Here is a 22,611-nt window from a genome sequence, read left to right on the forward strand (position 1 = left end):
ATCATCTGTACAGGGAGAAATACTCTGCAATAGGGCCCAACGCCAGCGCAGGGAAATAGGACAAAGCGGTGAGGACAATGATCACGGCGAATGTCATGGCGCCAAATGTGACCGAGTCTGTACGCAGGGTACCGGCAGATTCCGGAATGTATTTTTTAGAAGCCATGATACCTGCGATGGCCACAGGGCCGATGATCGGCAGGAACCTGCCCAGTATCAGCACAAAGCCGGTGGATACGTTCCAGAATACATTGCCGTCGCCAAGGCCTTCGAAACCGGAGCCGTTGTTGGCGTTGGAGGAAGTATATTCATACAGCATCTCGGAGAAGCCATGGTAGCCGGGATTGTTCAGCCAGGCTGACGGCTTCACGGCCCAGTCAGCATCCGGGTGATGAGCCAGTACCCAGGAGGAGAGGGCCGTGCCCGCCAATATCAGGAAAGGTGACAACAGGGTGATGATCGCAGCGATCTTCACTTCCCTGGCCTCCAGTTTATGTCCCATCAGTTCAGGCGTACGGCCTACCATAAGACCGGAAATAAACACCGCGATGATGATAAAAATGTAATAGTTAAGGATACCTACGCCACAACCGCCATAGAAGCAGTTCAGCATCATGGCCAACAATTCCATCAGGCCGGTCATCGGCATGGTGCTGTCATGGAATCCGCAGATGGAACCGGTAGAGATAATGGTGGTCACGGTGCTCCAGTAGCCTGTAGCGGCAGGGCCGAAGCGGACCTCCTTGCCTTCCATGGCGCCGGTGAGCTGTTGTATGCCCATATGCGCGATGGCCGGGTTGCCATTAATTTCCGCCACCATAGTGGGTATTAGTAGCATGATCATCCCGATGGTCATCACCCCGAAAATGACATAGGCAAACTTGCGGCGGTTGATAAACATGCCCAGTGCAAATACCATGGCGATAGGGATCACTACCTGCGCCACCATTTCAGTCATCCAGGTGAGGTAGTTCGGGTTCTCCAGCGGATGCGCGGAGTTAACGCCAAACCATCCGCCACCATTGGTGCCCAGGTGTTTGATAGCGATAAAGCCGGCAGCAGGGCCGCGGGACACATTCACAGTGTCGCCCTGCATGGTCACTACGGTATCTTTACCGTCAAAGCTGGCAGGAGTGCCGTTGAACGCCAGGATCAGCGCAACTACTATACAGAAGGGTAAGAGAATACGGGTATTGGTCTTTACAAAGATATCCCAGAAGTTGCCCAGTTTGGTGGTAGTCTTTTCTTTAAATGCTTTGAATACAACGATCAGTGCAGCAATACCGGTAGCAGCGCTCACAAATTGCAGGAATGCCAGTACAAACAACTGGGTAAGATAGGTAACACCGGTTTCACCTGAATAGTGTTGCAGGTTACAGTTCACGAGGAAGCTGATCGCCGTGTTGAACGCCAGGTCTGCCGACTGTCCCGGGTTACCGTCAGGGTTCAGTGGCAGCTTGTCCTGGAACATCAACATAAAGAAGGCATATACAAACCACACCAGGTTGATGGTCAGCAACGCTTTCAGATGTTCTTTCCAGGTCATTTCTTCTTTGGGATCGATGCCGGAGATCTTAAAGAACAGCCGCTCCATCGGAGCCATAAAGTCGGACCAGGTTTTTTCGCCTTTGAATACCTTTACGATATACCTCGCCAGTGGCCAGGCCAGTAGTAATGTTAGTCCATAGGTGGCAATAACGCCTAAAATTTCTGTTGTCATTTCTAATTAGTTAAAAAGCATGTTGCATGCGGCTACAAGTGAATAGGCCGTCTCAGAATTTCTCCGGTTTCAGCAGTACATAGATCATGTAGCCGAAGACCAGTATTGATAGCACGAATAATGCGTTCATAATGGAGATGTTTATCAGATTTTTTCAAAATAATCGACAGAGGCAAAGAACAAGGCAAAGCAGGCAAGGCCCGCGAGTACCAGTAATACAGTCATCATAAAAAATGTTTTAAAGCGCTATTGTTTGTAAATGTTGAATCCTGACAGTTCGAAGGGAAGCTGGTAACATGTCCCGGTGTTGCGTGCATAAGATGGGAGACAACGCATACATAAACACACTTTCAATAGCATTCCGCAGCACGCTGCTACCATTGCGGTATAACACCCCGGCAATGGTAAAACAACGTTTCACTTCCTGCAATTGTTCATGACGGATCATGTTGCCGGTATAGTCGGCAAATGTGTGGATCACTTTGCTCACTCTTTCCCTGGCCGTCAACTGTTGCATAGGGAACGACAGGCCGGGGATCTGTAAACCGATCAATTGTGAGATTTTCGAGTCTGGTAACATGTGAATCAAATGTTTTGATACAATGACTGGCATACCAGCCAAATGCCAGTATTAAAAAAGCGTTAGAAATTTTATATAACTATCTAAAAATCAATCAAATAATTAAATGCCAACATGATCAGATAAAAAAATGACAGGGGGCAACCATGCAGAATCTGCATGGTCTTTTCAAAAACGGGAAGGTGGGCATCGACATAAAAAAAGCGCCTCCCGGGAGGGAAGCGCTGATCATTTTTTACAGTCGTGAAATTTAAATGCTTTAACTGAACAGGTACAACACATCTTCTTTGGTCAGCTTCTTCACAAAGCCGCTATCATCGGAGATGATCTCTTTCACCAGCGATTTTTTACGTTCCTGTAACTGTAATATTTTTTCTTCTACCGTGTCTTTACAGATCATACGGTAAGCGAAGATATTTTTCGTTTGTCCGATACGGTGGGTACGGTCTATCGCCTGTTGCTCCACAGCGGGGTTCCACCAGGGGTCTACGATGTACACATAGTCGGCCGCCGTCAGGTTAAGGCCCACACCACCGGCTTTCAGTGATATCAGGAACACCCGGCACTCGTCGTTATGCTGGAAGTTCTGGATAGCCTTTTCACGGTCCATGGTAGAGGTGCTGCCATCGAAGTACTCGTACGGTATCTTCATATGTTGCAGGCGTTCCCGTATCAGGCCCAGCATACCGAGGAACTGGGAGAACACCAGCACCTTGTGGTTACCGATGTTTTCAGCAATTTCGCGGGTCAGTTCATGCAGCTTCACAGAGTGGTTGGGATACTGTTCCGTATCGTTGAGGATAGCGGGAGAATCACATATCTGGCGCAGCTTCATCAGGCCTTGCAATATGGTCAGCTGTGAACGTTCCATGCCCTGGTCTTCTATCACGCCCAGGATCTTGGACCGGTAAGTGTTCCGGTAAGCATCATAAATATGACGCTGTTCGGGGTCCATTTCACAGAAGATGACCGTCTCGATTTTATCCGGCAGGTCTTTCGCCACCTGTTCTTTGGTACGACGAAGAATGAACGGATAAATCAGTTTGCGCAGGTGTTCTTTTCTTTCTTCATCCTGGAACTTGTCTATCGGTGTGGCAAATTCGTTACGGAAGAAGTCCACGCTGCCCAGCATGCCCGGGTTCAGGAAGTTCATCTGCGCGTAGATATCGAAAGTATTGTTTTGCATGGGCGTACCGCTCAGCGCCAGCCTGTTCCTGGTTTGCAGCAGCTGGGCCGCTTTGGTCACTTTGGACTGCGGGTTTTTGATCGCCTGGGATTCATCCAGCACCACATAGTCAAACTCCAGTTTCATCAGCGTCTGGATATCGCTGCGCAGCGTACCGTAGGTGGTGATGATCACATCAAATTTGGCCAGTTCTTCCGAATCCTTGATACGGGTAGGGCCATGATGGATATGGTGTTTGATTTCCGGCGTGAACTTACGGATCTCGTTTTCCCAGTTATAGATCAGGGTAGTGGGGCATACCACCAGTGCCATACATTTTCCGCCGTTTTTATTCTTGTAATACTGGAGGAAGGTCAGCGCCTGGATGGTTTTACCAAGACCCATGTCATCTGCGAGGATGCCACCCCATTTGATCTCATCGAGATAATTAAGCCACTGGAAGCCGCTTTCCTGGTAGGGGCGCAGCGTTGCCTGCAGGTTGGATGGCAGGGAGATGTTACGGATTTCATCGAACTGCAACAGTTTTTTACGTTTCTGTTCCAGTTCTATTACTACCGCTTCATCGTCAATGAACTCATACAGTTCATCGATCACGCTGAAGTTGTATTTGCTGAGTTTAAGGCCTTTGTCTTTTTCTTCCCCTACTTTGAAGAGGAGGGAGTATTTACGCAGCCATTCTTCCGGCAGAAGGCCCAGGGAGCCGTCTGCCAGCTGCACATAGTTCTGTTTGTTGGCCAGCGCGTTTTTGATGTCTTTGATGCTGACCTTCTGGTCGCCATACAGCACTTCAATCTGGGCATCGAACCAGTCGATGCCGGAGCTGATTTGCAGGTTGGTGACCGGCTTATGTGAGCTGAATTTGAAGTTGCGCAGGTTATCGAAACCGAAAACGCGCACGTTCATTTCTTTCAGGGCGTCAAAGAAAAGGAAGAACCAGTTGTTCTTCAGGGCTTCTTTGGCGCGCAGGTAGAAATAGTGCTGGTTATCGTTTTGTGCAAAATTGGTATGCAGGGTGCGCAGGCGGTTCACAAAGGCATCTTCCGCTTCTTTATTGCGGCGGATGACCAGTACTTTGTTACCTTCCTGTACGGTGATTTTCTCTTCCTCGTTCCATTCCACTTCCTGTCCGCGATAAGCGAATCCAGGCTGGATAATGAAGGTTTCGCCCAGCTCTTTAAGGTATACGCGGCATTCCGGTTCGATGTCTGTCACCTCAGCAAGCAGTTCTTTATCGAAACGGATATCGTACTGACGGCTTAAGGGCAACAGGTAGTCTTTCAGGTATACCGGCCATTCCTTGTTAGGGATTTTCAGTTTGCCGCCGTTCTGCTGAAAGAGTGCTACATGCAGGGCGTCCTGTGGACTTTCGAACAGGAACAGCGTGTTCTGGTAAAGGAATAACAGCGGGCTTTCCCAGTTATTTTTAGATACGTCGATCAGTTCTCCTTCTATAGACACGTAGCAGGTGATTTCCACATGGGAACTGCCGCTGTGGGTCTTCAGGATGAGCTTCAGCCTTTCAGCGCCTATCTGTAAGGGTTCCAGGTTTTTTGTTTTGAACTGCTGCCTGTTGGGAAGATAAAATACCAGCCCATGTTCGGCCAGCTGCGGAAACAGCTTCGCCAGTTTGGGATGCAGGTATTCCAGCATCAGTTCTTTGGTTTCGGTAGGCAGCTCTTCCGCATTTTCATGCGTGATGTTTTCCCAGATGCCGGCGAACGGCGAATTTTTGCTGAGAAACTTGCTGACTTCCGGCCCCTGGAGTTTACGGATGGGAGCTATCAGTTCCCGGTCCTTTTCCTTGTACTGGTAAAAGTCCACGTACTTGGTGAGGTCCAGTTTGCTGGCCAGTGATACAAAGGCGGTCTGCTCTTCGTTCACTTCGCCGGCGACAATATCTATTTTGAAATAAGGATATAACGTTTCGTTGGCGTTGAAGACCGCAGCCAGCCGTTGTGTCACCGTCAGGGTTTCTTCCGGTGGAGGCGCCGTTTGCTGCTGCTGCCTGCCGGCAGTAGCGCCGTCTACCCGTTTAATGGTAGGGTCCAGCACACGCAGAAAGGGTTTGCCGTCCATATAGGAGAAGGCGAACTTTCCGTCCAGGTCGTCTGTCAGGGAATAGCCATAGAGGGAGAGGAGCTTGTTTTTTTCCTTGTCCCAGTTGCGCAGCGTATCAAAATAAAACGGTCCGTTCTTTTGCAACAGCTGCAGGAAGAGCGCAGTTTTATGCACACAGAGCGCATGGGCTGTTTCATCGCAGGTGCAATGGGTATCAAAAAAACGTTCCTCATTGCGCTGGATGATCAGCGGGTATTCCTTTTTATCCAACGTCAGCACAGCTTCCACCTTTTCATCCTTGGCAGATGAAACCTTGGCGGGATGCTGCTTTACGATCGCTTCCGCTTCCGCGATGATCGTGCTGGAAGTCAGTAATTTGATCGTTTTAATATCGATGGATTTCATTTTGATCAGGGTGTGTTGTTGATCAAAATGTGTTTCGAAGCTCTCGAAATGATTCTTGTCCAGCATTTCCTGAAGCTGGAACAGTGCTGCAGCCTCGTGCCTGCAAATGTCTCCCAGGTTATAGGGACACTGGCAACGGATAGACATACCGCTGGTTTCACCGTATTTATTGATGGAAACCCGGTAATAATTGGCATGCGTGTCACTTTTGACGCGGAAAGTAGCTGATTTCAATACCGGGTCGGCCTCAATGAGCTCAACTCCTCCGGTAGAAAAAATACGCTTCCCCCTGCGGATCACTTCATCAGTGCCGTTATTGTAAACATATTTTAGCAAATGGGGCAGCGACATACTATTCGTTGTTGCCTGCTTTTGATATCAGCGACTACGGGGTAAATAAATATATCAAAAATCTTTAACCGCTGATAAAAAGGCAATCCACAAAAGTAAGCAGAAATCTTTAATAAACAGCGGGCAAAATGCTCGCAAAACAGCAATCTCTTGGTGGTGGCAACTTCGCTGCGATCCGCCCGGGGAGGGCGCCTTATTTGATATATAATTATTTTTATATTTAATTATTATAATGCGTTTTGGGTGATATTATTTTACCATTGTTTTTCAATCTATTATAATCATATAAATAAAAATAGCCATTTCTCTTAAATGCAGGCCCCGTTAACGCGAATAATCCGGTAAAGTTGTTAGCGGTCCAACCACTTCTTAAACTCCGCCACCTTGTGTTTGCTGATAATGATAGGATCAGCGGATGCCGGACTGGTCAACAATCTCAACTGATTGCGGCCATATATCCATATGTTTTCAATGCCGTTCATATTGACAATGTATTGCCGGTTGGCCCTGTAAAACATCTCATTGTCAAGCTGCCCCATCAGATCGTCCAGACTACTGTTTAATACCAACACCTTATGTTGAAAAGTGACAGCGGAAACAACATTGTCTGAAAGGTATATGTACACTATATCCTGCACGTCAACAGTAATGATCTCATCCTTCTCGTAGGTAATCAGCCGCTTTCTGGTGGCCTCTTCCCCGGGTTTCCTGTCTGCAATAAGGTTCTGTTGCCTTGTTTCCAGCTGACGATTAAGCACACTCAGGCCATTGATCTCCTCATTTAATCCGGCAATGGTCTGGTCCACCTGCTGTTCATATCGCTGGTATATGGCCCTCATCAGTCCGAAACAACCAGCGGCAACAAGGAGTATCAACAATAAACTCCCTGCTAAAAACTTCTGGTACAAATGGTCCAGTTGCGCTCTTAAAACCTTTATATTGGCATGACTGGCCAGCATCCAGTCAGTGCCGTTTACAGGATGGACGCTTACAATTTCCGAACTGCGGTTGGCACTCACCGGAAAAGTCCTGATGCCCGAGATCAGCTTACCGCTTTTAAGTATATCACTAAAAGCCTTTGAATTCCCGAATCCCGAAAGCCTGGAATTTCCTTCCACGATTTTTTTCCCCACTAATGAGGGATCGGGATGACAAAGTTCTATTCCCTCCCTGTTGTACATGCACACAAACTCACTTTGAACGTCTGTATTGACGATGCTTTTTTGCAGGTTTTCAATGACCACGTCCGGCGATATACCAGCCAGAAGTTGTTGCTCCAGCAAGGTGCCCAATTCACGGATTTCCCTTTGCCCCGATTCCATTTTCTGCTCAAATAAAGCTTCCCGGGCCTCTGTATAATAATAATAAAGTGCTCCCCAGCCTGCCAATATGGCCACAAAAACAAGCGCCGCAAACGTCAGCAGATAAAGTCGGGTCTTTTTCATTGTTTGATTATTCGCTGCTAATGTAGGCCCTTTTGAGGTCGATCTGAAAAATTCGGCAGTCCTTTCCAGACACAACAGTCACCTTCAACGGAATGCACTCCCTCTCGCAAACATATATTCCTTTTCAGCCTCTATTTTGTCCCTCTCAGCGTCCATTATATGTCCTAACCTTTTGTATATCAATAATTTTGTCCCAACCGATGAAATTCAAAAACCGATGAAAAAAATACGTCTGATGATAGCCCTGTTAGGAACAGGCTTCCTTGTACTACAGTTTTTGGGTCCGGACAAACCAGCATCCGTACCAGCTCCTAATCTCTCCGGGATACCGGAAGAAGTAAATGCCATTATCCGCAATTCCTGTTTCGATTGCCATTCGTCTCAAACAACACTGCAATGGTATGACAAGCTGTCACCGGCCAACCTCCTGGTATATGACCATATACAAAAAGGCCGCAAAGCATTGGATTTTTCGAAGTGGGATTCATTGGCTCCTGCAGCACAGAGTGGAATATTATTTTATTCTCTGAACAAAATCCTTGAAAATGAAATGCCTTTGCCGTCCTATACAACGGTACATCCAACCAAAAAAATCTCTGACGGGGATATTCAGGTATTAAAGAATTTTTTGGTTGCCAGAACATTGTCCAGGCCGGCAGCGAATAAAGCGCGTCCCCAACTCACCGGTTCTGCCGGCAGCCAGGATGCCCCCTCCCGATTGCCTGTCCGGCCTGCGCCCAATGGCATAGAATACCTGCCTGATTACCGTAACTGGAAAGTAATAAGCATAACAGACCGGTTCGATAACGGCACCATGCGGATTATTTATGGGAATGAAGTCGCGGTTAAAGCAATCCGGGAATGTAAAACAAATCCATGGCCGGACGGAAGCATCTTTGCCAAAGCAGCCTGGAAGCAACAAACCAATGCAGACGGTAGTATCACGGCAGGAGATTTTGTACAGGTTGAATTTATGATTAAAGATGCTCAGAAATATGCATCCACAGCCGGTTGGGGATGGGCCAGGTGGCTGGGGACCGGCCTGAAGCCCTATGGTGAAAAAGCGGTGTTTACAACGGAATGTGTCTCATGTCATAGTCCAAGAAAGGACAACGACTATGTATTTACCACTCCTTTTACTTTTAAAAACTGATCAAATGAAATACATTATTTATATGCTTGTTCTTATATCGATAGCTGGTTGCCGTTTCCGCTCCGAAAACAAACCGGCATTAAACAGGGAAGCATCTCTCACGCAGCTGGGAGATCTGCCTGAAAACCCGTTTTTGCTCTATGCTATCACCAGTGCCATCTATCCCAAAGACAGCATAACAACTGTGCTGTATGGCAATGCTTCAGCATATGCTTATGCAGCCATGAACACAGACGGACATTATCCGGCAGGGGCTGTACTATACGAAGTTACCTGGAAACAGCAGCCAGACCGGCAATGGTTTGGTGCCAATATCCCTCAGACGATCCAAAAAACAGAACGTGTGGAGGTCATTTCAACAAATAAAACCCGTTATACATGCTTCCAGGGCAAGATTCCCCGGAAAGTGGAGCGCAGCACGGACGAAGCGGAAAGAACAACATTTATCCTCGGTCAGAAAATAGCCGTAAGTCCATAACCGCGCAGCTGTCCGGCCTGCCCGGCTGCGTTCATCCGGCGTCAGCCAATATGCCGGACATACCGCTTCACGGAAAAATCCATGGCCTCTTTTGCACCGGTAAGCACATACTTGCCAAATGCGCCGTACATGGCATCATAGGCGTACGGCGCCACCGCATCGTCAATCACTTTTACCTCCGCAGCTGACAACGGAATATTATTAGGATAACTATACATAAACGACATGGTCTTCCTGTCAGTAGATACCTGGATTACATCACCTACCAACAACATCCCCTTGCCAGCCGGACTATACAACACGTTCGCTCCGGGGAAATGACCACCACACAGTATCAGCTTCATATCGTCCCACAGGTCCAGCGTCATGCCGTCCCACAGTTTGATCACCTCGTCATGCCGTCCCAGCCAGGAAACATCCAGGTTGTGCACATGTACGGGCACCTGGCCGAAAGCATGGCTCCATTCCACGATAGTGGAAAAATAATGCGGGTGCGAAATAGCAATCGCACGTATACCACCCAACCGCTGTATGATATCTATCGTAGAGGCGTCAAGGTGAGCCACACAGTCCCACAGGATATTGCCGTTGGGCGTCACCAGCAGGTGGGCCCTCTGTCCGATGCCAAAATCAGGCGTGGTATAGATGGCATACAGCCCGGGCGCTATCAGCTCTATGATATTTTTATGTCTCTTCTGCAACTGGTCAAAGGTGGTCCAGCTTTGTCCGGCCGGATTCACGTACTGGCGTTCGTCTTCGCAAATCGGGCAGTGTGCCGGCGCATCAGCCGTGGCATCGTACTGCACGCCACAGGTCACACAGATATAATGTTTCATATTTTTCGGTTTGTCCTCAGAAAGGTAGGGCATTTTAGATAAAAGCGGGAATCCTGCCACTGCCAGTCCGCTTTGTTTAAGCCACTCCCGTCTTGATTTGTCTTGTGCCATGATATCGATGTTTTGAAAAACAAAAGTAGCCCGCTGCCACACCGTCTTCAAGGGACATACTCGACAAATACTTGTACATTTGAACATGCGACCTGCTATTCCCCAACACCGGATCAACGATGGCGTGACCACGACGGTTTCTGTACCTGTCAAACATGTACTGATCGCTGCTTTTGACGATACCGGCAAAATCATGCCGCGCCAGTACCCTCACCGGCATACCTACTACGAGGTCCTGCTGTTGCATAACAGCAAAGGCATTCACGCTATTGACTTCAATACGTACCCTTTTGATGGGGCGGTGGTATTCCTGTTGTCGCCGGAACAGGTGCATCAGTTGGACAGGGAGGCCACCACCGGCTATTCTTTGAAGTTTGACCCCTCTTTCTTCAGCAGCGGCAACGATCCCGATAGTCAGCTGCTGGGACATTTCCTGTTTGATAATATGCAGGCTTATCCGGTCATACCGCTGGAGCCGGCAGATCTCGCGCGGCTGGAGAAGCTGATGGGCATTGCACGCGACGAGTATGAACAGGCAAACGAAGACACCACGCCTATTCTCTTTTCGTATATCCGTGTACTGCTGATGGAAATCATGCGTATCCGCAGACGGCAGTTGTCAGAGCCGCACCTGTTGCCCGGCCAGCCGCAGACGCAGCTGCTACAGTTCAAACAACTGCTGCACCGGCATTTCCGGGAGCTCCACGAAGTGCAGGACTATGCCTCTCAGCTGCATGTAAGCCCACGGCAGCTGAATGCGCTCACACAAAAGCTGACCGGTAAAACGGCCGGCGCTTTCATTAAAGAGCGTATCCTCCTGGAAGCAAAACGGTTGTTGTTCCTGAATGAGCTGACCGTTAAAGAAGTCGGCTACCAACTTGGATTTGATGATCCTGCTTATTTTACGCGCTTTTTCAAAAAGAACACCGGCCAGTCGCCACAACAGTTCAGGGAAACATCCCAACCGGCATAAATGTGCAAGCCAAACACTATTTTATCCATGGACATCCCTGTGGATGAGCGCTAGTTTTGTGTCTTCATTTTAAAACACACAGACATGAAAGACAACAAACAAAACGCATTTCTCGTATTACGTATAGGTATCGGCGTATTATTCCTCGTTTTTGGTATTCAGAAAATCATGGGAGGCCCTGCTATGTGGGCATTTCTGGGAGGAACACTAAAAATGGTTGGTATCAGTCAATGGCCGGTCTTCTGGGGTTTTATGGCGATGCTGGCGGAAGTGGCTGGGGGTATTGCGCTGATCACCGGGTTCTTTATCCGGCCGGCGGCGGTGGCACTTTTGTTCACCATGGCGATAGCTACCCTGTTTAAAATCAGCTCCGGCGCGCCTTTCTCCGACACGGCCTTTCCGCTGTCGATGATGATTGTATTTGCAGCCTGTATTATAGGAGGAAAAAACATTTAATCATTATTCATTTGGTTATTTGTTTATTAGAGGCAGACTTCAATAAGCAAATAACCAAATGAACAAATATCAAAATGGCACCAGTTCACCATTCCTGAATATCGGCAGCACATTAGCGCCGTCAGGTGTGAGGCAGTAGGTGATATCTTTTTCCAGTCCGTATTTCGCCAGGCGTTTGTAGTGGGAAGCCTGTTTCATATAAGTATAGATGTCTCCTTTCGTAGTATTGTACAGGGTTTCAGCGGCAGTGGCAGAATCACAGTTCACATCAAAATGTTCACGGATGCGGCTTACCACGGCGCCGGCAAAGAGCGTGTCTTCCATATTCACGCGGTCTTTCCAGGCAGCGCAGCCCAGGATCACATTTTGTCCCTGTGAGACCAGGTAATCACATACGGCGCTGATATTGGGAAACGAGCCGGTAACGATCTGGATGGCATCTTTGGCCATGTGCAGCAGTTTCGTTCCGTTGGTGGTGGTCAGCACCAGTGTTTTGTTTTCGATGAATTCCCGGGGGTATTCAAAAGGGGAGTTGCCATGTACAAGCCCTTCCGCCACTTTGCCGTCGCGCTCTCCGGCGGTGATGCCGTCGATAGCGCGGCCGATGTTCACGCATTCTTCCACAGTAGCTACCGGTATTACTCTTGCTGCGCCGTTATAAAGGGCAGTGCAGATGGTAGAGGTGGCACGCAGCACATCGATGATGACCACGATGCTGTTTTTCACATCATACAGATGTAATAAGGCCGGAGATAAACATACTTCCAGGCTGGGTTTGTTGGTTGTTGTCATTCAATTGCTTTTAGGCATTTAATCAAGGACCACTCTCCACTTTTCGCTCTCTGCATAGTCCTTAATAACATCATTCCTTAGTTTCAGCAGGCGGGTCATATATTTTTGAAGATAGAATTTTTCAAACATCCGCCCGAACCAGCCGTAAGGAGTGCCAAATTCCATGATATCAATCATTACGGTGCCGTTACCGATTTCCTTAAAATGGTGCTCATGCTTCATGTGGGTAAAATCACCTTCTGTCATTTCATCGGTAAAATGTTCTCCTTCCTTCATGGCAGTGATTTTGGTGGTCAGTTCCCGCATTTTGCCGATATGTTTGGCGCGCCAGGTGACAGTTTCGTTCAACCGGATCAATCCATTGGTCCGGCCTTTGACGGCCTCTTCCTGCATGTGTGACATACTGCGTTTATGCAGGGTAATACTCCGGCTAAGGTCATACACCCGCTCTAGTGGTGCATGGATAACGGTAGTTAAATGAATGATAGGCATAGATATGGCAATAAATAAATAATTTCTCTGGCAAAGGTGCAAAGGACCAAATTAAGAGAGCAAAGGAGCGAAGAACAGGTTTCATCCCCTTTGCCCCTTTGCTCTCTTAAATTCTTTGCGTGCCGAAATTAAGAACTTTCACCCGCTATTCCTAGCCAAGGAAAGGCACTTTCACCACTTTTGCTTTCAGGGCTTTGTCCCTTACGGCGATAAATATCTCTGAATCCAGTGCTGCATTGGTTGTATTCACATAACCCAGGCCAATGGCCTTGCCCAGGGAAGGCGACTGAGTACCGGAGGTTACACGGCCAATCACATTACCGGCTGCGTCTTTGATTTCATAGTCATGACGGGCAATGCCTTTGTCGATCATTTCAAAGCCTACCAGTTTCCGGGAAACGCCTTCTGCCTTCTGTTTTTCGAAGATAGCGCGTGAAGGGAAATCTTTGGTGAATTTGGTGATCCATCCCAGGCCGGCTTCCATCGGGGAAGTACGGTCGTCGATATCGTTACCGTACAGGCAGAAGCCCATTTCCAGGCGGAGGGTGTCGCGGGCGCCCAGGCCGATAGGTTTCAGGCCTTTAGGACCGCCGGCAGCGAAGATAGCGTCCCAGATTTTTTCTGCAGCGCCGTCTTTGTCTTCAAAATAAATTTCGATGCCGCCTGCGCCGGTGTAGCCGGTAGCGCTGATCACCACGTTGGGAACGCCGGCAAAAACGCCTTTGGCGAAAGTGTAATATTTCAGGTTGACGATGTCTACGTCTGTCAGAGGCTGCAGGATGCTGGTGGCGTTAGGGCCCTGGATGGCCAGCAGGCAGGTTTTATCGGAAATATCGTGCATTTCCACCCCTTTGGTATTAAACTGGCTGATCCAGTTCCAGTCTTTTTCGATATTGCTGGCATTTACTACCAGCATATACACGTTGTTTTCTTCAATGCAATATACCAGCAGGTCGTCTACCAGGCCGCCTTCGTTGTTAGGCAGGGAGCTGTACTGGGCTTTGCCGGCAGTCAGTTTGGAGGCGTCGTTGGTAGTAACACGTTGAATCAGGTCCAGCGCATGTTCACCTTTCAAAATAAACTCACCCATATGGCTCACATCAAACACACCGGCATTTGTACGTACCGCCTGGTGCTCATCATTGATACCCGTATAGGAGATTGGCATGTTGTAACCCGCAAAAGGAGCCATCTTGGCGCCCAATGCAATGTGCTTCTGTGTAAAAGGTGTGTTTTTCATACTTTGTTTTTAAAACGGGGCAAAAATAGGGATTTGCCTTTTATGAAAGATAAACCACTCCCGGCGAATGACCGTTTTCAGACCAAGCATCATATTAAACATACTTGAAATGCAACAGGAGCTTAAAAAAGAACTGCCCCCATTGCGCTTTTGGCAGGGGGTAATTCCGTAATTTTGCAGCAACCCAAAAAAAGATTGCGTGAAAAAGATAACCTGGCTGTTACCATTGGTATGTACTACCTTGTTCGTAGATGCACAGAAAAAAAATGACCGAAAAACCCTGTCCAATCTGCAAACGCATGTCAATTATCTCTGCAGCGACAAGCTGGAAGGCCGCCGGACAGGCGCCCCCGGCGAGCAACTGGCCGCTGCCTATCTTTCCTCCCAACTCGAACAAATAGGCGTCAGCCCAAGAGGGGACAACGGTTTCCTGCAAACCTTCACTATCCGCGAAGGCCGGGAGCCGGACAACTGCACCCTGAGCCTCAATCATGATAAACTGGTATCCGGCAAACAATTCATCGCCCTGCCTTTCAGCGCTGCTAAAGGCGCCAAAGGCGAAGTGCTCCCCGCGGTGAACGAACCAGACAATATCTGGCTGATCAACGTCACAGAAATAGAAGCCGATCCGCATAAAAGCAAGCTGGAACAATACCTGCAACAAACACAGATCGCCGCCAAATCCGGCGCCACGGCAGTTATCTTCTACAATGGCAAAGAAACGCCGGCAGAGGTAAACGGCTGGCACAAACAACCCATGCCCCCCGCCGGCATCCCCGCGGTATGGGTGAGCAGCGATATCAGCAAAATACTGGGCAACGATGACGCCAACGCTTTTCAGATCGATATGAAAATCGCTTTCAAAAAAGTGAAAGTGACCGGCACCAATGTGATCGGCTATATCGATAACAAAGCCGCTAAAACCGTGATCGTCGGGGCACATTACGACCATCTCGGCAAAGACGCCAATAACAATATCTATCACGGCGCCGATGACAATGCCAGCGGCACTGCCGCCCTGCTGGAACTGGCCCGCATGCTGAAGTCCGCCCGGATCAAAAACCACAACTTCCTGATCATCGCCTTCTCGGGTAAGGAAGAAGGACTCGCCGGCTCGTCCTGGTTCACGTCCCACAGCGAAGGCATCGACCTCCAGTCAGTGAACTATATGATCAATATGGACATCATTGGCGACCTCGACGCTTCCAGAGGCGTGCAAATCGGAGGCATCCACTCTTCCGCAGGATGGCCCGCCATCATTGGCAGCGTGGCCGCCAAAGACACCCGGGTGGTTTACGACTCGTCCGGCACCGGCACCTCTGACCATGTGTCGTTCTATAAAAAAAATATTCCGGTATTGTACTTCTACACCCACGCCCATAAAGATGTTCCGGAAACAGACGACAACCCGGACAAAATCAACTATGACGGCGCCCTCACCGTGATCAAACTGGTGTATGATATCATCGGAAAAACAGACAATATGGAAAAACTGGCGTTCAACACCGGTACCGCCAAAAAATAAATCCCGCCGTTCCCCGCGTTTTCCATGAGCAGGAATGAATTACATTGACACGAATTTTATAAATTCGCGGATTGCATTGCGTACATACGTCCTGCTTTATTTGTTATTAATTCAACGCATCCCTGTTAATGGACGAAAAACTGGCCCTCGTATACCGGTATTTCCAGCTGCTTGAAAAATTTTCAGCAGATCCGGCCGAGTTTGCCGATATTTTTCATCCGGGCGTTATTCAGACAGAATATCCAAACCAGCTGTCAGCCGAAGTCAAACAAAGAAATTTTGAATTGATGCTGGACAGTATGGCCACCAATAAACTGATCCTGAAATCCCAGCATTACAGCGTGCTGAAAGCCGTTCAGCATGGCAATACCCTGGTGGTGGAAGCCACATGGACCGGAGAAATAGGCGTGGACGCCGGCAAATACAGAAGGGGACAGGTGATGAAAGCATTCATCTGCACTGTCATCGAATTCCGCGAAGGGAAAATATACCGGCAGCGTAATTACGGCTGCTACGAACATTAAAGCCAGATATCATGAAAATATTATTATCCATCCTGACCGCCGCCAGCCTGCTCTTTGCGTGTAACCCTACCCGTAATGATTCTCAGGTGAACAAAGACGCGTACGACGTGATTACCGAAAAAAGCTATGTGTACCGGGAATTCAAACCCGCATCCACCCCGGAAATGGATTCCGCGCTGCGGTTACGCAAGGAAATCACAGACTACCTCGATCAACAGGGCTTTAAGCCACATATCGCAGGTAAAGACAGCCTGCTGTTCCACCGGGCCAACGGCCTCGAGGTAATGATCGAAATGCCGGCGCCACAGGATGTATGGTCCATGAACACCATCATCGTATTTGATCCGGTGAAAAACCCGTTATTCGTAAATTTACACAAGGGCACCGCCCAGGTTGAAAACTATATTAAAGCAAAATAATCCGTTAGCAGTTTGCCAGTAAAACAGAACATCAGGTTAACCGTAGACGCGGTCGTATTCGGATATATCCCCAGGGAAGGCATCGTTGTGCTGTTGATCAAACGCACCATAGACCCTTATCTGCACAGCTGGGCGTTGCCCGGCGGCTTCGTGCTGGACGATGAATCCCTGGAAACGGCCGTCACCCGCGAACTGCTGACAGAAGCCGGCGTTAATATCAACTACCTCGAGCAACTGTACTCCTTCGGCCTGCCGGGCCGCGATCCCAGAGGGAGAGTGGTGTCTGTTGCCTACTTCGGCCTGGTAAATCCCACCAATTTCAAACTGGCGGCCAGCTCCGACGCTGAAGATGCCTCCTGGTTCAATATCAAGGACCTGCCGTCACTGGCCTTCGACCACGCCACTATTATAGACGTGGCCGTACAAAGACTCCGTAATAAAATCCGCTACGAACCTATCGGCTTTGAACTGCTGGACAAGAAATTCCCGATCGCCGACCTGGAAAAACTATACGAAACACTGCTGGACCGGCCCATCGACCGCCGGAACTTCCAGAAAAAAATAAATCATCTCGGTATCCTGATCGCTCACAACGAAAAACAAAAGCAGGTATCACAGGGACGCCCGGCCAAACTTTTCAGCTTCAATGAAGAACAGTATTTCAAGCTGAAAAAAGAAGGAATGGCCTTCGAGATTTAGGGATTTTTTGATTGTCGATTTTTTGATTTCGGGGAGCCTGCCGTTGTCGTTGTCCGCTGTATTAAACAGCCAGTCGCACATCTTATAGTAAAGAATATCTCTAAAAAGAGGAGAGCAAAAATAATTATCAACGTAAGTAATTATAATTCAATCGATTAAAATATTTTGTGTATTTTTTACAAAAAATATTTTGTCGATATCAATTTCCCTTTATACATTTGTGTAACAAATACACAAAATAGCTCGGATATGCAAACAACAAAGCCCACAGGAGTTATTATAGCCCGGTTTCAAACGCCTTCCCTTCACGAAGGACACCTCGAACTGATCCGGCAGGTGAAAATGAAACACAACCGTGTACTGATCATCCTCGGCGTAAGCCCGGTAAAAGGCAGCCGGAAAAACCCGCTCGACTACTACACCCGCGAGCGCATGATCAAACAACAGTTCCCCGAAATCATTATTCTCCCCCTGAGCGATCAGAAATACGATGCCGTATGGTCCAAAAAACTGGATGAATTGCTGCACAACAATTTCCCGCACGAGACCTTTGTGCTCTACGGCAGCCGCGACAGCTTTATGGGCACCTATTCCGGCCGCTACCCCACAGAGGCATTACCACCGGTGAAAGACTACAACGCTACCGCCATGCGGGAAGCCTTGTCCGACAAAGTGTTTGACACCGAAGAGTTCCGTGCCGGCATCATCTACAATACCTATAACCTGTTCCCATCAGTATATGCCACTGTAGACATCGCCCTCTTCAAAAACAATAAACAACAGCTGCTTGTAGGCCGCAAGCCCAACGAAAGCACCTGGCGCCTGCCCGGCGGATTCTCCGACCCTACAGATGAAAGCTTTGAAACAGCTGCTGCAAGGGAGCTCCGGGAAGAATGCGGCAGCATCGAGACCAGCGCCATGGAGTATGTGGCATCCGTGAAAATAGATGACTGGCGCTACCGCTCCGAAACAAATAAAATCATCACCACCCTGTTCGCCACAGACCTGCTTTATGGCGAGCCCGCAGCAGGCGACGATCTGGCTGATGTAAAGTGGATAACGGTAACGGATATACCGGAACTGATCCGAAAACAGGAACTCGCCGACACACACCTTCCCTTATTTCAACGACTGGCTGATAAATACGCTAAATAAGAAGACGCAAAAACTTACTACTATGACAAAGGAAAATCTCATCCTCCTGGCTGATGCTTACAAATATTCCCACCATAAATTATACATCCCCGGAACACAACATATCTACTCTTACCTCGAAAGCCGCGGTGGCAAATTCGATGAAACAGTATTCTACGGGTTACAATATTTCCTGAAGGAATACCTCCAGGGCACCGTCTTCACCAAAGAAAAGCTGGACGAAGCTGAAGTAACCCTGAAAGAAGTATTTGGCCGTAACGATGTGTTTGACCGCAGCCGCTTTGAATATATCATTGACAAACACGGTGGCAAACTGCCGGTCCGCATCAAAGCAGTACCGGAAGGAACAGTGGTGCCCGTGCGAAATGTGCTCATGACCATCGAAAACACCGATCCCGAATGTTACTGGCTCACCAACTTCCTGGAAACCCTGCTGATGCAGGTTTGGTACCCCTGCACAGTGGCCTCCCTTTCCAGGGAAATCAAAAAAGTCGTTAAACGTTATTACGATGATACCGCCAGCGCGACAGCTTTCGGAGGCATCGACTTTGTCCTGAACGACTTTGGTTTCCGGGGCGCCAGTTCTGTGGAAAGTGCAGGCATCGGTGGCAGCGCCCACCTGGTAAGCTTCTCCGGCAGCGACACCATCGCGGGCTCTATCTTCGCGAAACGTCACTACGACGCACCTGCCGCCCCCGGCCTGTCTATCCCCGCTACAGAGCACTCCATTGTTACCATGCTGGGAGAACCCGGAGAGCTGGAAATCTTCAAACATGTACTCAACACATTCCCTACCGGCACCATCGCCTGTGTGTCTGACTCCTACAATATCTTCCGTGCCTGCGAAGAATACTGGGGCACCGAACTGAAAGAACAAATCCTGAGCCGTGATGGCACCCTCGTTATTCGCCCCGACAGTGGCGATCCGATACAAACCCTGTTGCGGGTGTTCGATATCCTCATGAATAAATTCGGCTTCACCGTCAATGAAAAAGGATATAAGGTATTACCACCACAGGTACGCGTGATCCAGGGCGACGGCATCAGCTACTCTTCTATCCCCGGTATCTTCGAAGCATTGAAAAAGGCCGGTATCAGCGCCGAAAATCTGGTACTCGGCATGGGTGGCGCACTGCTCCAGCGCGTTAACCGCGACACCCAGGAGTTTGCCCTGAAATGCGCCTATGCAGAAGTAAACGGCAAAGGCATCAACGTACAGAAAATGCCGGTGGAAATGGACGCCAACGGCCAGTTACAAACCTCCTTCAAGAAATCCAAAGCCGGCAAACTGAAACTGGTAAAAGAAAACGGCGCCTTCAAAACCATCGGCCTCGATGAAGCGCCTCAGCTGGACGACCTCCTCGAAACTGTTTTCGAAAACGGCGAAGTCACCAAAGCATGGTCTTTCGAAGCCGTCCGCCAGGCAGCCGCTTTGTAACATCATTCATATTTCCTCCAGTAAGGTTACCCCATTCCACAGCCCGGGACTCAGTCCCCGGGCTTTTTTCCGGAAATCCATTAACTTCACCGTATGTACTTACTTATTCCCGGACGCCACCACCTGTTGACCGATTTTCAGTTCAAATACCTGAACCGCCTGATCAAATGCAGCCTGGAAGGCGAAAAAGACGTATATGGACAACCGTTGGCCGCTTCTCCCGTGGAAGGGCTCATCTTCGCCGTCACTTCCGCCAACCACCTCGGCACCAAACGCAACCCGGTACCATTCTACCTGCGCGCCATGGTGATACAGGAGTTCTCCAACTCCCTCGATGTGCCGGCCTATGTGTACGGCATCGACGATGTGGGCGTGATCCACGACTTTGCGGAATATACGATCAAAACCATCCGGCACTCCAGCGAGGGCGCACATAACCTTACGCCGCAAAATACGGTGGTCATCTGCTCCACCAGCGTTCGCGAAATGTACATGAAACAAGGGTTCCGTATCCTTACGGCCGAGTGGGACCCGGCCACCAGCCGGTTCACACAGCCCATGCCGTGGGACCTCGTCAACCTCATCGCGCAAACCGGCGACTGGCGCAAGAATCCCACCGTTCTCGAACAGGTACATCCTGCGGCCTTTAAAATCTGGTCATTGTATGGTGTGGGAGAGAAAGTACAGCAAATCCTGAAAGACCCTATCATAGGGGCCGATGGTGATCTCACCGCCACCCGTGACTACAATGTGTACGTAAAACAGATGGACGATATCGCAGCACTCAAATACCGCGAAACCGCCCCTTACATACAACCCGGCAATATCGGCGATATCGGCTGCGCTGCAGGCTCCTGGATTAAGATAGCCTGCGAAGACGACCGCCTGCATGAATGTGATTTCTACGGCATCGAAGTGTCGCGGCATCTCTATGACATCTGCCTGCAACGCAAGCACAACGGCGAATTCGCCAACCCCTCCGTATTTTTTGCACAAAAAAATGCGGTGACCAGCCTCGTGTTTGAACCAGGTAGCATGAACACCATCCACACCTCTTCTTTAACACATGAAATAGAATCCTACGGCAGCAGAAAAGACCTGTTAGCGTTTATCCAAAACCGTTATCAGGAACTGGTGCCCGGCGGCGTATGGATCAACCGCGACGTGGTAGGACCGGAGAACAGGACAGAGACCGTACTGCTGTGGCTCAATGAAACAGACGGCGCCAACGATCTGCCCATGCCGGAAAACCCCAACACGCAGTCATTGGCAGCGTGGCTCGGGCAGTTGTCCACCAAAGCATTGTTCCATCGCTTTGCGCAGGACTTCCGCCATGAAGAAGGCTACCGCCTGCCGCACGAATGGGTGACCATCGACGGCACCACCTACTGCAAACTGTCCATGCAGGACGCCTGTGAATTCCTTTTCAAAAAAGATTATCACGATAACTGGCTCAGCGAAATGCATGAGACCTTCTGTTTCTGGAATTACAACGACTGGAAACAAGCACTGGAAGATGCAGGCCTGCGGCTGGACAACCTGTCGCACACCTACCGCAACGAATGGATCGTACAGAACAGGCTGGAAGGAAAGACACAGCTGTTCCGCCTTAATGAGAACGGTCAACCGGAGCCGATGCCGTTCCCGGCTTCCCACCTGTTATTACTGGCACGTAAATAGATTCCGTTTCTTCCGGTGACCATATCTCCAGGGTGTTGTTGAGCATGACCGGTATCAGTAACCCTTTCCGCTTGTCCAGCGCAATATCAGCAGGTGACTGTTTTACTAAAACAGGAAAATCATCTCCTGTGCTCAGGTCGTAGACATGCAGCGTGCCATACTTCGGCCCCTGCTTTATCTTAATCTCCGTTGTCCAGTCTGACAAGCACAGATGGCTGCTGTCCAACTGAACAATCCCGTCAAACAAACCGGTGGGGGAATTCTTCACCGGCTCAAATACATCTCCGTTAACATTCAGCTTTCTGTGCCAAAGCAGCCCTTTTCCGTTCATGTCAGGTCCCATGGAACATACGTACAATTCGTCGGTCAGTGGGTTATACAGCACCCCGTTGGCAGCAGGGATGTTTCCCAATCGTTTCATCGTTACGCTATGAGGGTTCACCAGCCACACGTCTCCCTTAAATGAATCTGTCATGACCAGCAGGCTGTCATTCGCCGGGGTAATGTCATTCAGCATACCTGCCCTGTCTTCCAGGTTCAGATCAAAAACTTTTTTACGGTTCCTGATATCATATCCTTTGAGATGATCGATGTCTGTCACATACAACGTGTGCCCTATAATAGTGAGACCTTTGGGAACATGCAGGGTATCGTTGAAATAACGGGGGTACTTTATCTTGCGCCCTTTAACAAAGGCAATGGCACCATTCCCGTCTTTTGCCGCAGGGTCTGGTGCGTAGCCCATTTGCGATACAAAATAACCGTTTTTCCAGGCAACTACACTTTCGGGAGATTGCAGGCCCTTGATAGTCCGGCGGCCGGTGACCTGCGCAAGGGAAACAGTGGTTGCCAGTATGCCAGCCAGTAACAGAAGGATAGATCTTTTCATGCGTAT

At 49.1% G+C, this 22,611-nt stretch carries 21 protein-coding genes; 11 read left to right on the forward strand and 10 right to left on the reverse strand.

Annotated features, from left to right (window positions below; translation table 11 throughout):
- Position 1: 1 nt before the first annotated feature.
- The 5 genes from kdpA to HGH92_RS10740 form a co-directional block, all read right to left on the reverse strand.
- On the reverse strand, positions 2-1,720 hold the full coding sequence (gene kdpA, locus HGH92_RS10720) for a potassium-transporting ATPase subunit KdpA (RefSeq protein WP_168870711.1): 1,719 nt from the start codon (positions 1,718-1,720) through the stop codon (positions 2-4).
- Positions 1,721-1,772: 52 nt separating this feature from the next.
- Entirely contained in the window at positions 1,773-1,850 is a 78-nt protein-coding gene (locus HGH92_RS34150) for a potassium-transporting ATPase subunit F (protein WP_211092629.1), read from the reverse strand.
- Between the two features lie 108 nt (positions 1,851-1,958).
- A complete protein-coding gene (locus HGH92_RS10730; RefSeq protein ID WP_168870712.1) occupies positions 1,959-2,300 on the reverse strand; it encodes a hypothetical protein in 342 nt (113 codons plus the stop codon).
- 259 nt (positions 2,301-2,559) lie between these two features.
- On the reverse strand, positions 2,560-6,300 hold the full coding sequence (locus HGH92_RS10735; RefSeq protein WP_168870713.1) for a DEAD/DEAH box helicase: 3,741 nt from the start codon (positions 6,298-6,300) through the stop codon (positions 2,560-2,562).
- A 350-nt stretch (positions 6,301-6,650) separates the two neighbouring features.
- Positions 6,651-7,745 carry a LytTR family transcriptional regulator gene (locus HGH92_RS10740; protein ID WP_168870714.1) on the reverse strand — a complete coding sequence of 365 codons (1,095 nt, stop codon included), beginning with the start codon at positions 7,743-7,745 and terminating at the stop codon, positions 6,651-6,653.
- 217 nt (positions 7,746-7,962) lie between these two features.
- Here HGH92_RS10740 and HGH92_RS10745 point away from each other — a divergent pair, with 217 nt between their 5' ends.
- The gene (locus HGH92_RS10745) at positions 7,963-8,898 is read left to right on the forward strand and encodes a cytochrome P460 family protein (protein ID WP_168870715.1); all 936 of its coding nucleotides are present in this window, start codon (positions 7,963-7,965) and stop codon (positions 8,896-8,898) included.
- Positions 8,899-8,902: 4 nt separating this feature from the next.
- Positions 8,903-9,376, forward strand: coding sequence for a cytochrome P460 family protein (locus HGH92_RS10750; protein ID WP_168870716.1), 474 nt, complete (start codon positions 8,903-8,905; stop codon positions 9,374-9,376).
- Between the two features lie 41 nt (positions 9,377-9,417).
- Here the strand turns inward: HGH92_RS10750 and HGH92_RS10755 are convergent, their stop codons facing one another.
- Positions 9,418-10,323 (reverse strand): MBL fold metallo-hydrolase, encoded by a 906-nt coding sequence (locus HGH92_RS10755; protein WP_247654866.1) that lies wholly within the window; start codon positions 10,321-10,323, stop codon positions 9,418-9,420.
- An 85-nt stretch (positions 10,324-10,408) separates the two neighbouring features.
- On the opposite strand from HGH92_RS10755, the gene HGH92_RS10760 reads away from it, so the two are divergent.
- Positions 10,409-11,296, forward strand: a complete 888-nt coding sequence (locus HGH92_RS10760) for a helix-turn-helix domain-containing protein (protein WP_247654918.1) — start codon at positions 10,409-10,411, stop codon at positions 11,294-11,296.
- Positions 11,297-11,380: 84 nt separating this feature from the next.
- Positions 11,381-11,752 carry a DoxX family protein gene (locus HGH92_RS10765; protein ID WP_168870718.1) on the forward strand — a complete coding sequence of 124 codons (372 nt, stop codon included), beginning with the start codon at positions 11,381-11,383 and terminating at the stop codon, positions 11,750-11,752.
- 69 nt (positions 11,753-11,821) lie between these two features.
- Here HGH92_RS10765 and HGH92_RS10770 read toward each other — a convergent pair whose 3' ends face one another.
- The 3 genes from HGH92_RS10770 to gcvT form a co-directional block, all read right to left on the reverse strand.
- Positions 11,822-12,544: a 2-phosphosulfolactate phosphatase gene (locus tag HGH92_RS10770; protein WP_168870719.1), complete on the reverse strand. Its 723-nt coding sequence runs from the start codon at positions 12,542-12,544 to the stop codon at positions 11,822-11,824.
- An 18-nt stretch (positions 12,545-12,562) separates the two neighbouring features.
- Positions 12,563-13,036, reverse strand: a complete 474-nt coding sequence (locus tag HGH92_RS10775; RefSeq protein WP_168870720.1) for an SRPBCC family protein — start codon at positions 13,034-13,036, stop codon at positions 12,563-12,565.
- A gap of 151 nt (positions 13,037-13,187) precedes the next feature.
- Entirely contained in the window at positions 13,188-14,276 is a 1,089-nt protein-coding gene (gene gcvT, locus HGH92_RS10780; protein WP_168870721.1) for a glycine cleavage system aminomethyltransferase GcvT, read from the reverse strand.
- A gap of 199 nt (positions 14,277-14,475) precedes the next feature.
- Here gcvT and HGH92_RS34155 point away from each other — a divergent pair, with 199 nt between their 5' ends.
- The 7 genes from HGH92_RS34155 to HGH92_RS10815 all read left to right on the forward strand — a co-directional run bounded on the left by HGH92_RS34155 (position 14,476) and on the right by HGH92_RS10815 (position 21,716).
- A complete protein-coding gene (locus HGH92_RS34155) occupies positions 14,476-15,801 on the forward strand; it encodes a M28 family peptidase (RefSeq protein WP_168870722.1) in 1,326 nt (441 codons plus the stop codon).
- 128 nt (positions 15,802-15,929) lie between these two features.
- Positions 15,930-16,325: a nuclear transport factor 2 family protein gene (locus HGH92_RS10790; protein ID WP_168870723.1), complete on the forward strand. Its 396-nt coding sequence runs from the start codon at positions 15,930-15,932 to the stop codon at positions 16,323-16,325.
- Between the two features lie 11 nt (positions 16,326-16,336).
- Positions 16,337-16,744 carry a hypothetical protein gene (locus HGH92_RS10795; protein ID WP_168870724.1) on the forward strand — a complete coding sequence of 136 codons (408 nt, stop codon included), beginning with the start codon at positions 16,337-16,339 and terminating at the stop codon, positions 16,742-16,744.
- Positions 16,745-16,756: 12 nt separating this feature from the next.
- A complete protein-coding gene (locus tag HGH92_RS10800) occupies positions 16,757-17,443 on the forward strand; it encodes an NUDIX hydrolase (protein ID WP_168870725.1) in 687 nt (228 codons plus the stop codon).
- A gap of 249 nt (positions 17,444-17,692) precedes the next feature.
- Positions 17,693-18,598, forward strand: a complete 906-nt coding sequence (locus tag HGH92_RS10805) for an NUDIX domain-containing protein (protein ID WP_168870726.1) — start codon at positions 17,693-17,695, stop codon at positions 18,596-18,598.
- A 22-nt stretch (positions 18,599-18,620) separates the two neighbouring features.
- Positions 18,621-20,036 (forward strand): nicotinate phosphoribosyltransferase, encoded by a 1,416-nt coding sequence (locus HGH92_RS10810; protein ID WP_168870727.1) that lies wholly within the window; start codon positions 18,621-18,623, stop codon positions 20,034-20,036.
- Positions 20,037-20,129: 93 nt separating this feature from the next.
- Positions 20,130-21,716 carry a transferase gene (locus tag HGH92_RS10815; RefSeq protein WP_168870728.1) on the forward strand — a complete coding sequence of 529 codons (1,587 nt, stop codon included), beginning with the start codon at positions 20,130-20,132 and terminating at the stop codon, positions 21,714-21,716.
- Here HGH92_RS10815 and HGH92_RS10820 read toward each other — a convergent pair.
- On the reverse strand, positions 21,646-22,605 hold the full coding sequence (locus HGH92_RS10820; RefSeq protein WP_168870729.1) for a hypothetical protein: 960 nt from the start codon (positions 22,603-22,605) through the stop codon (positions 21,646-21,648). The two genes, HGH92_RS10815 and HGH92_RS10820, sit on opposite strands and share 71 nt — an antisense overlap.
- Positions 22,606-22,611: the final 6 nt, after the last annotated feature.

This window comes from Chitinophaga varians (assembly GCF_012641275.1).
Classification (GTDB): Bacteria; Bacteroidota; Bacteroidia; order Chitinophagales; family Chitinophagaceae; genus Chitinophaga; species Chitinophaga varians_A.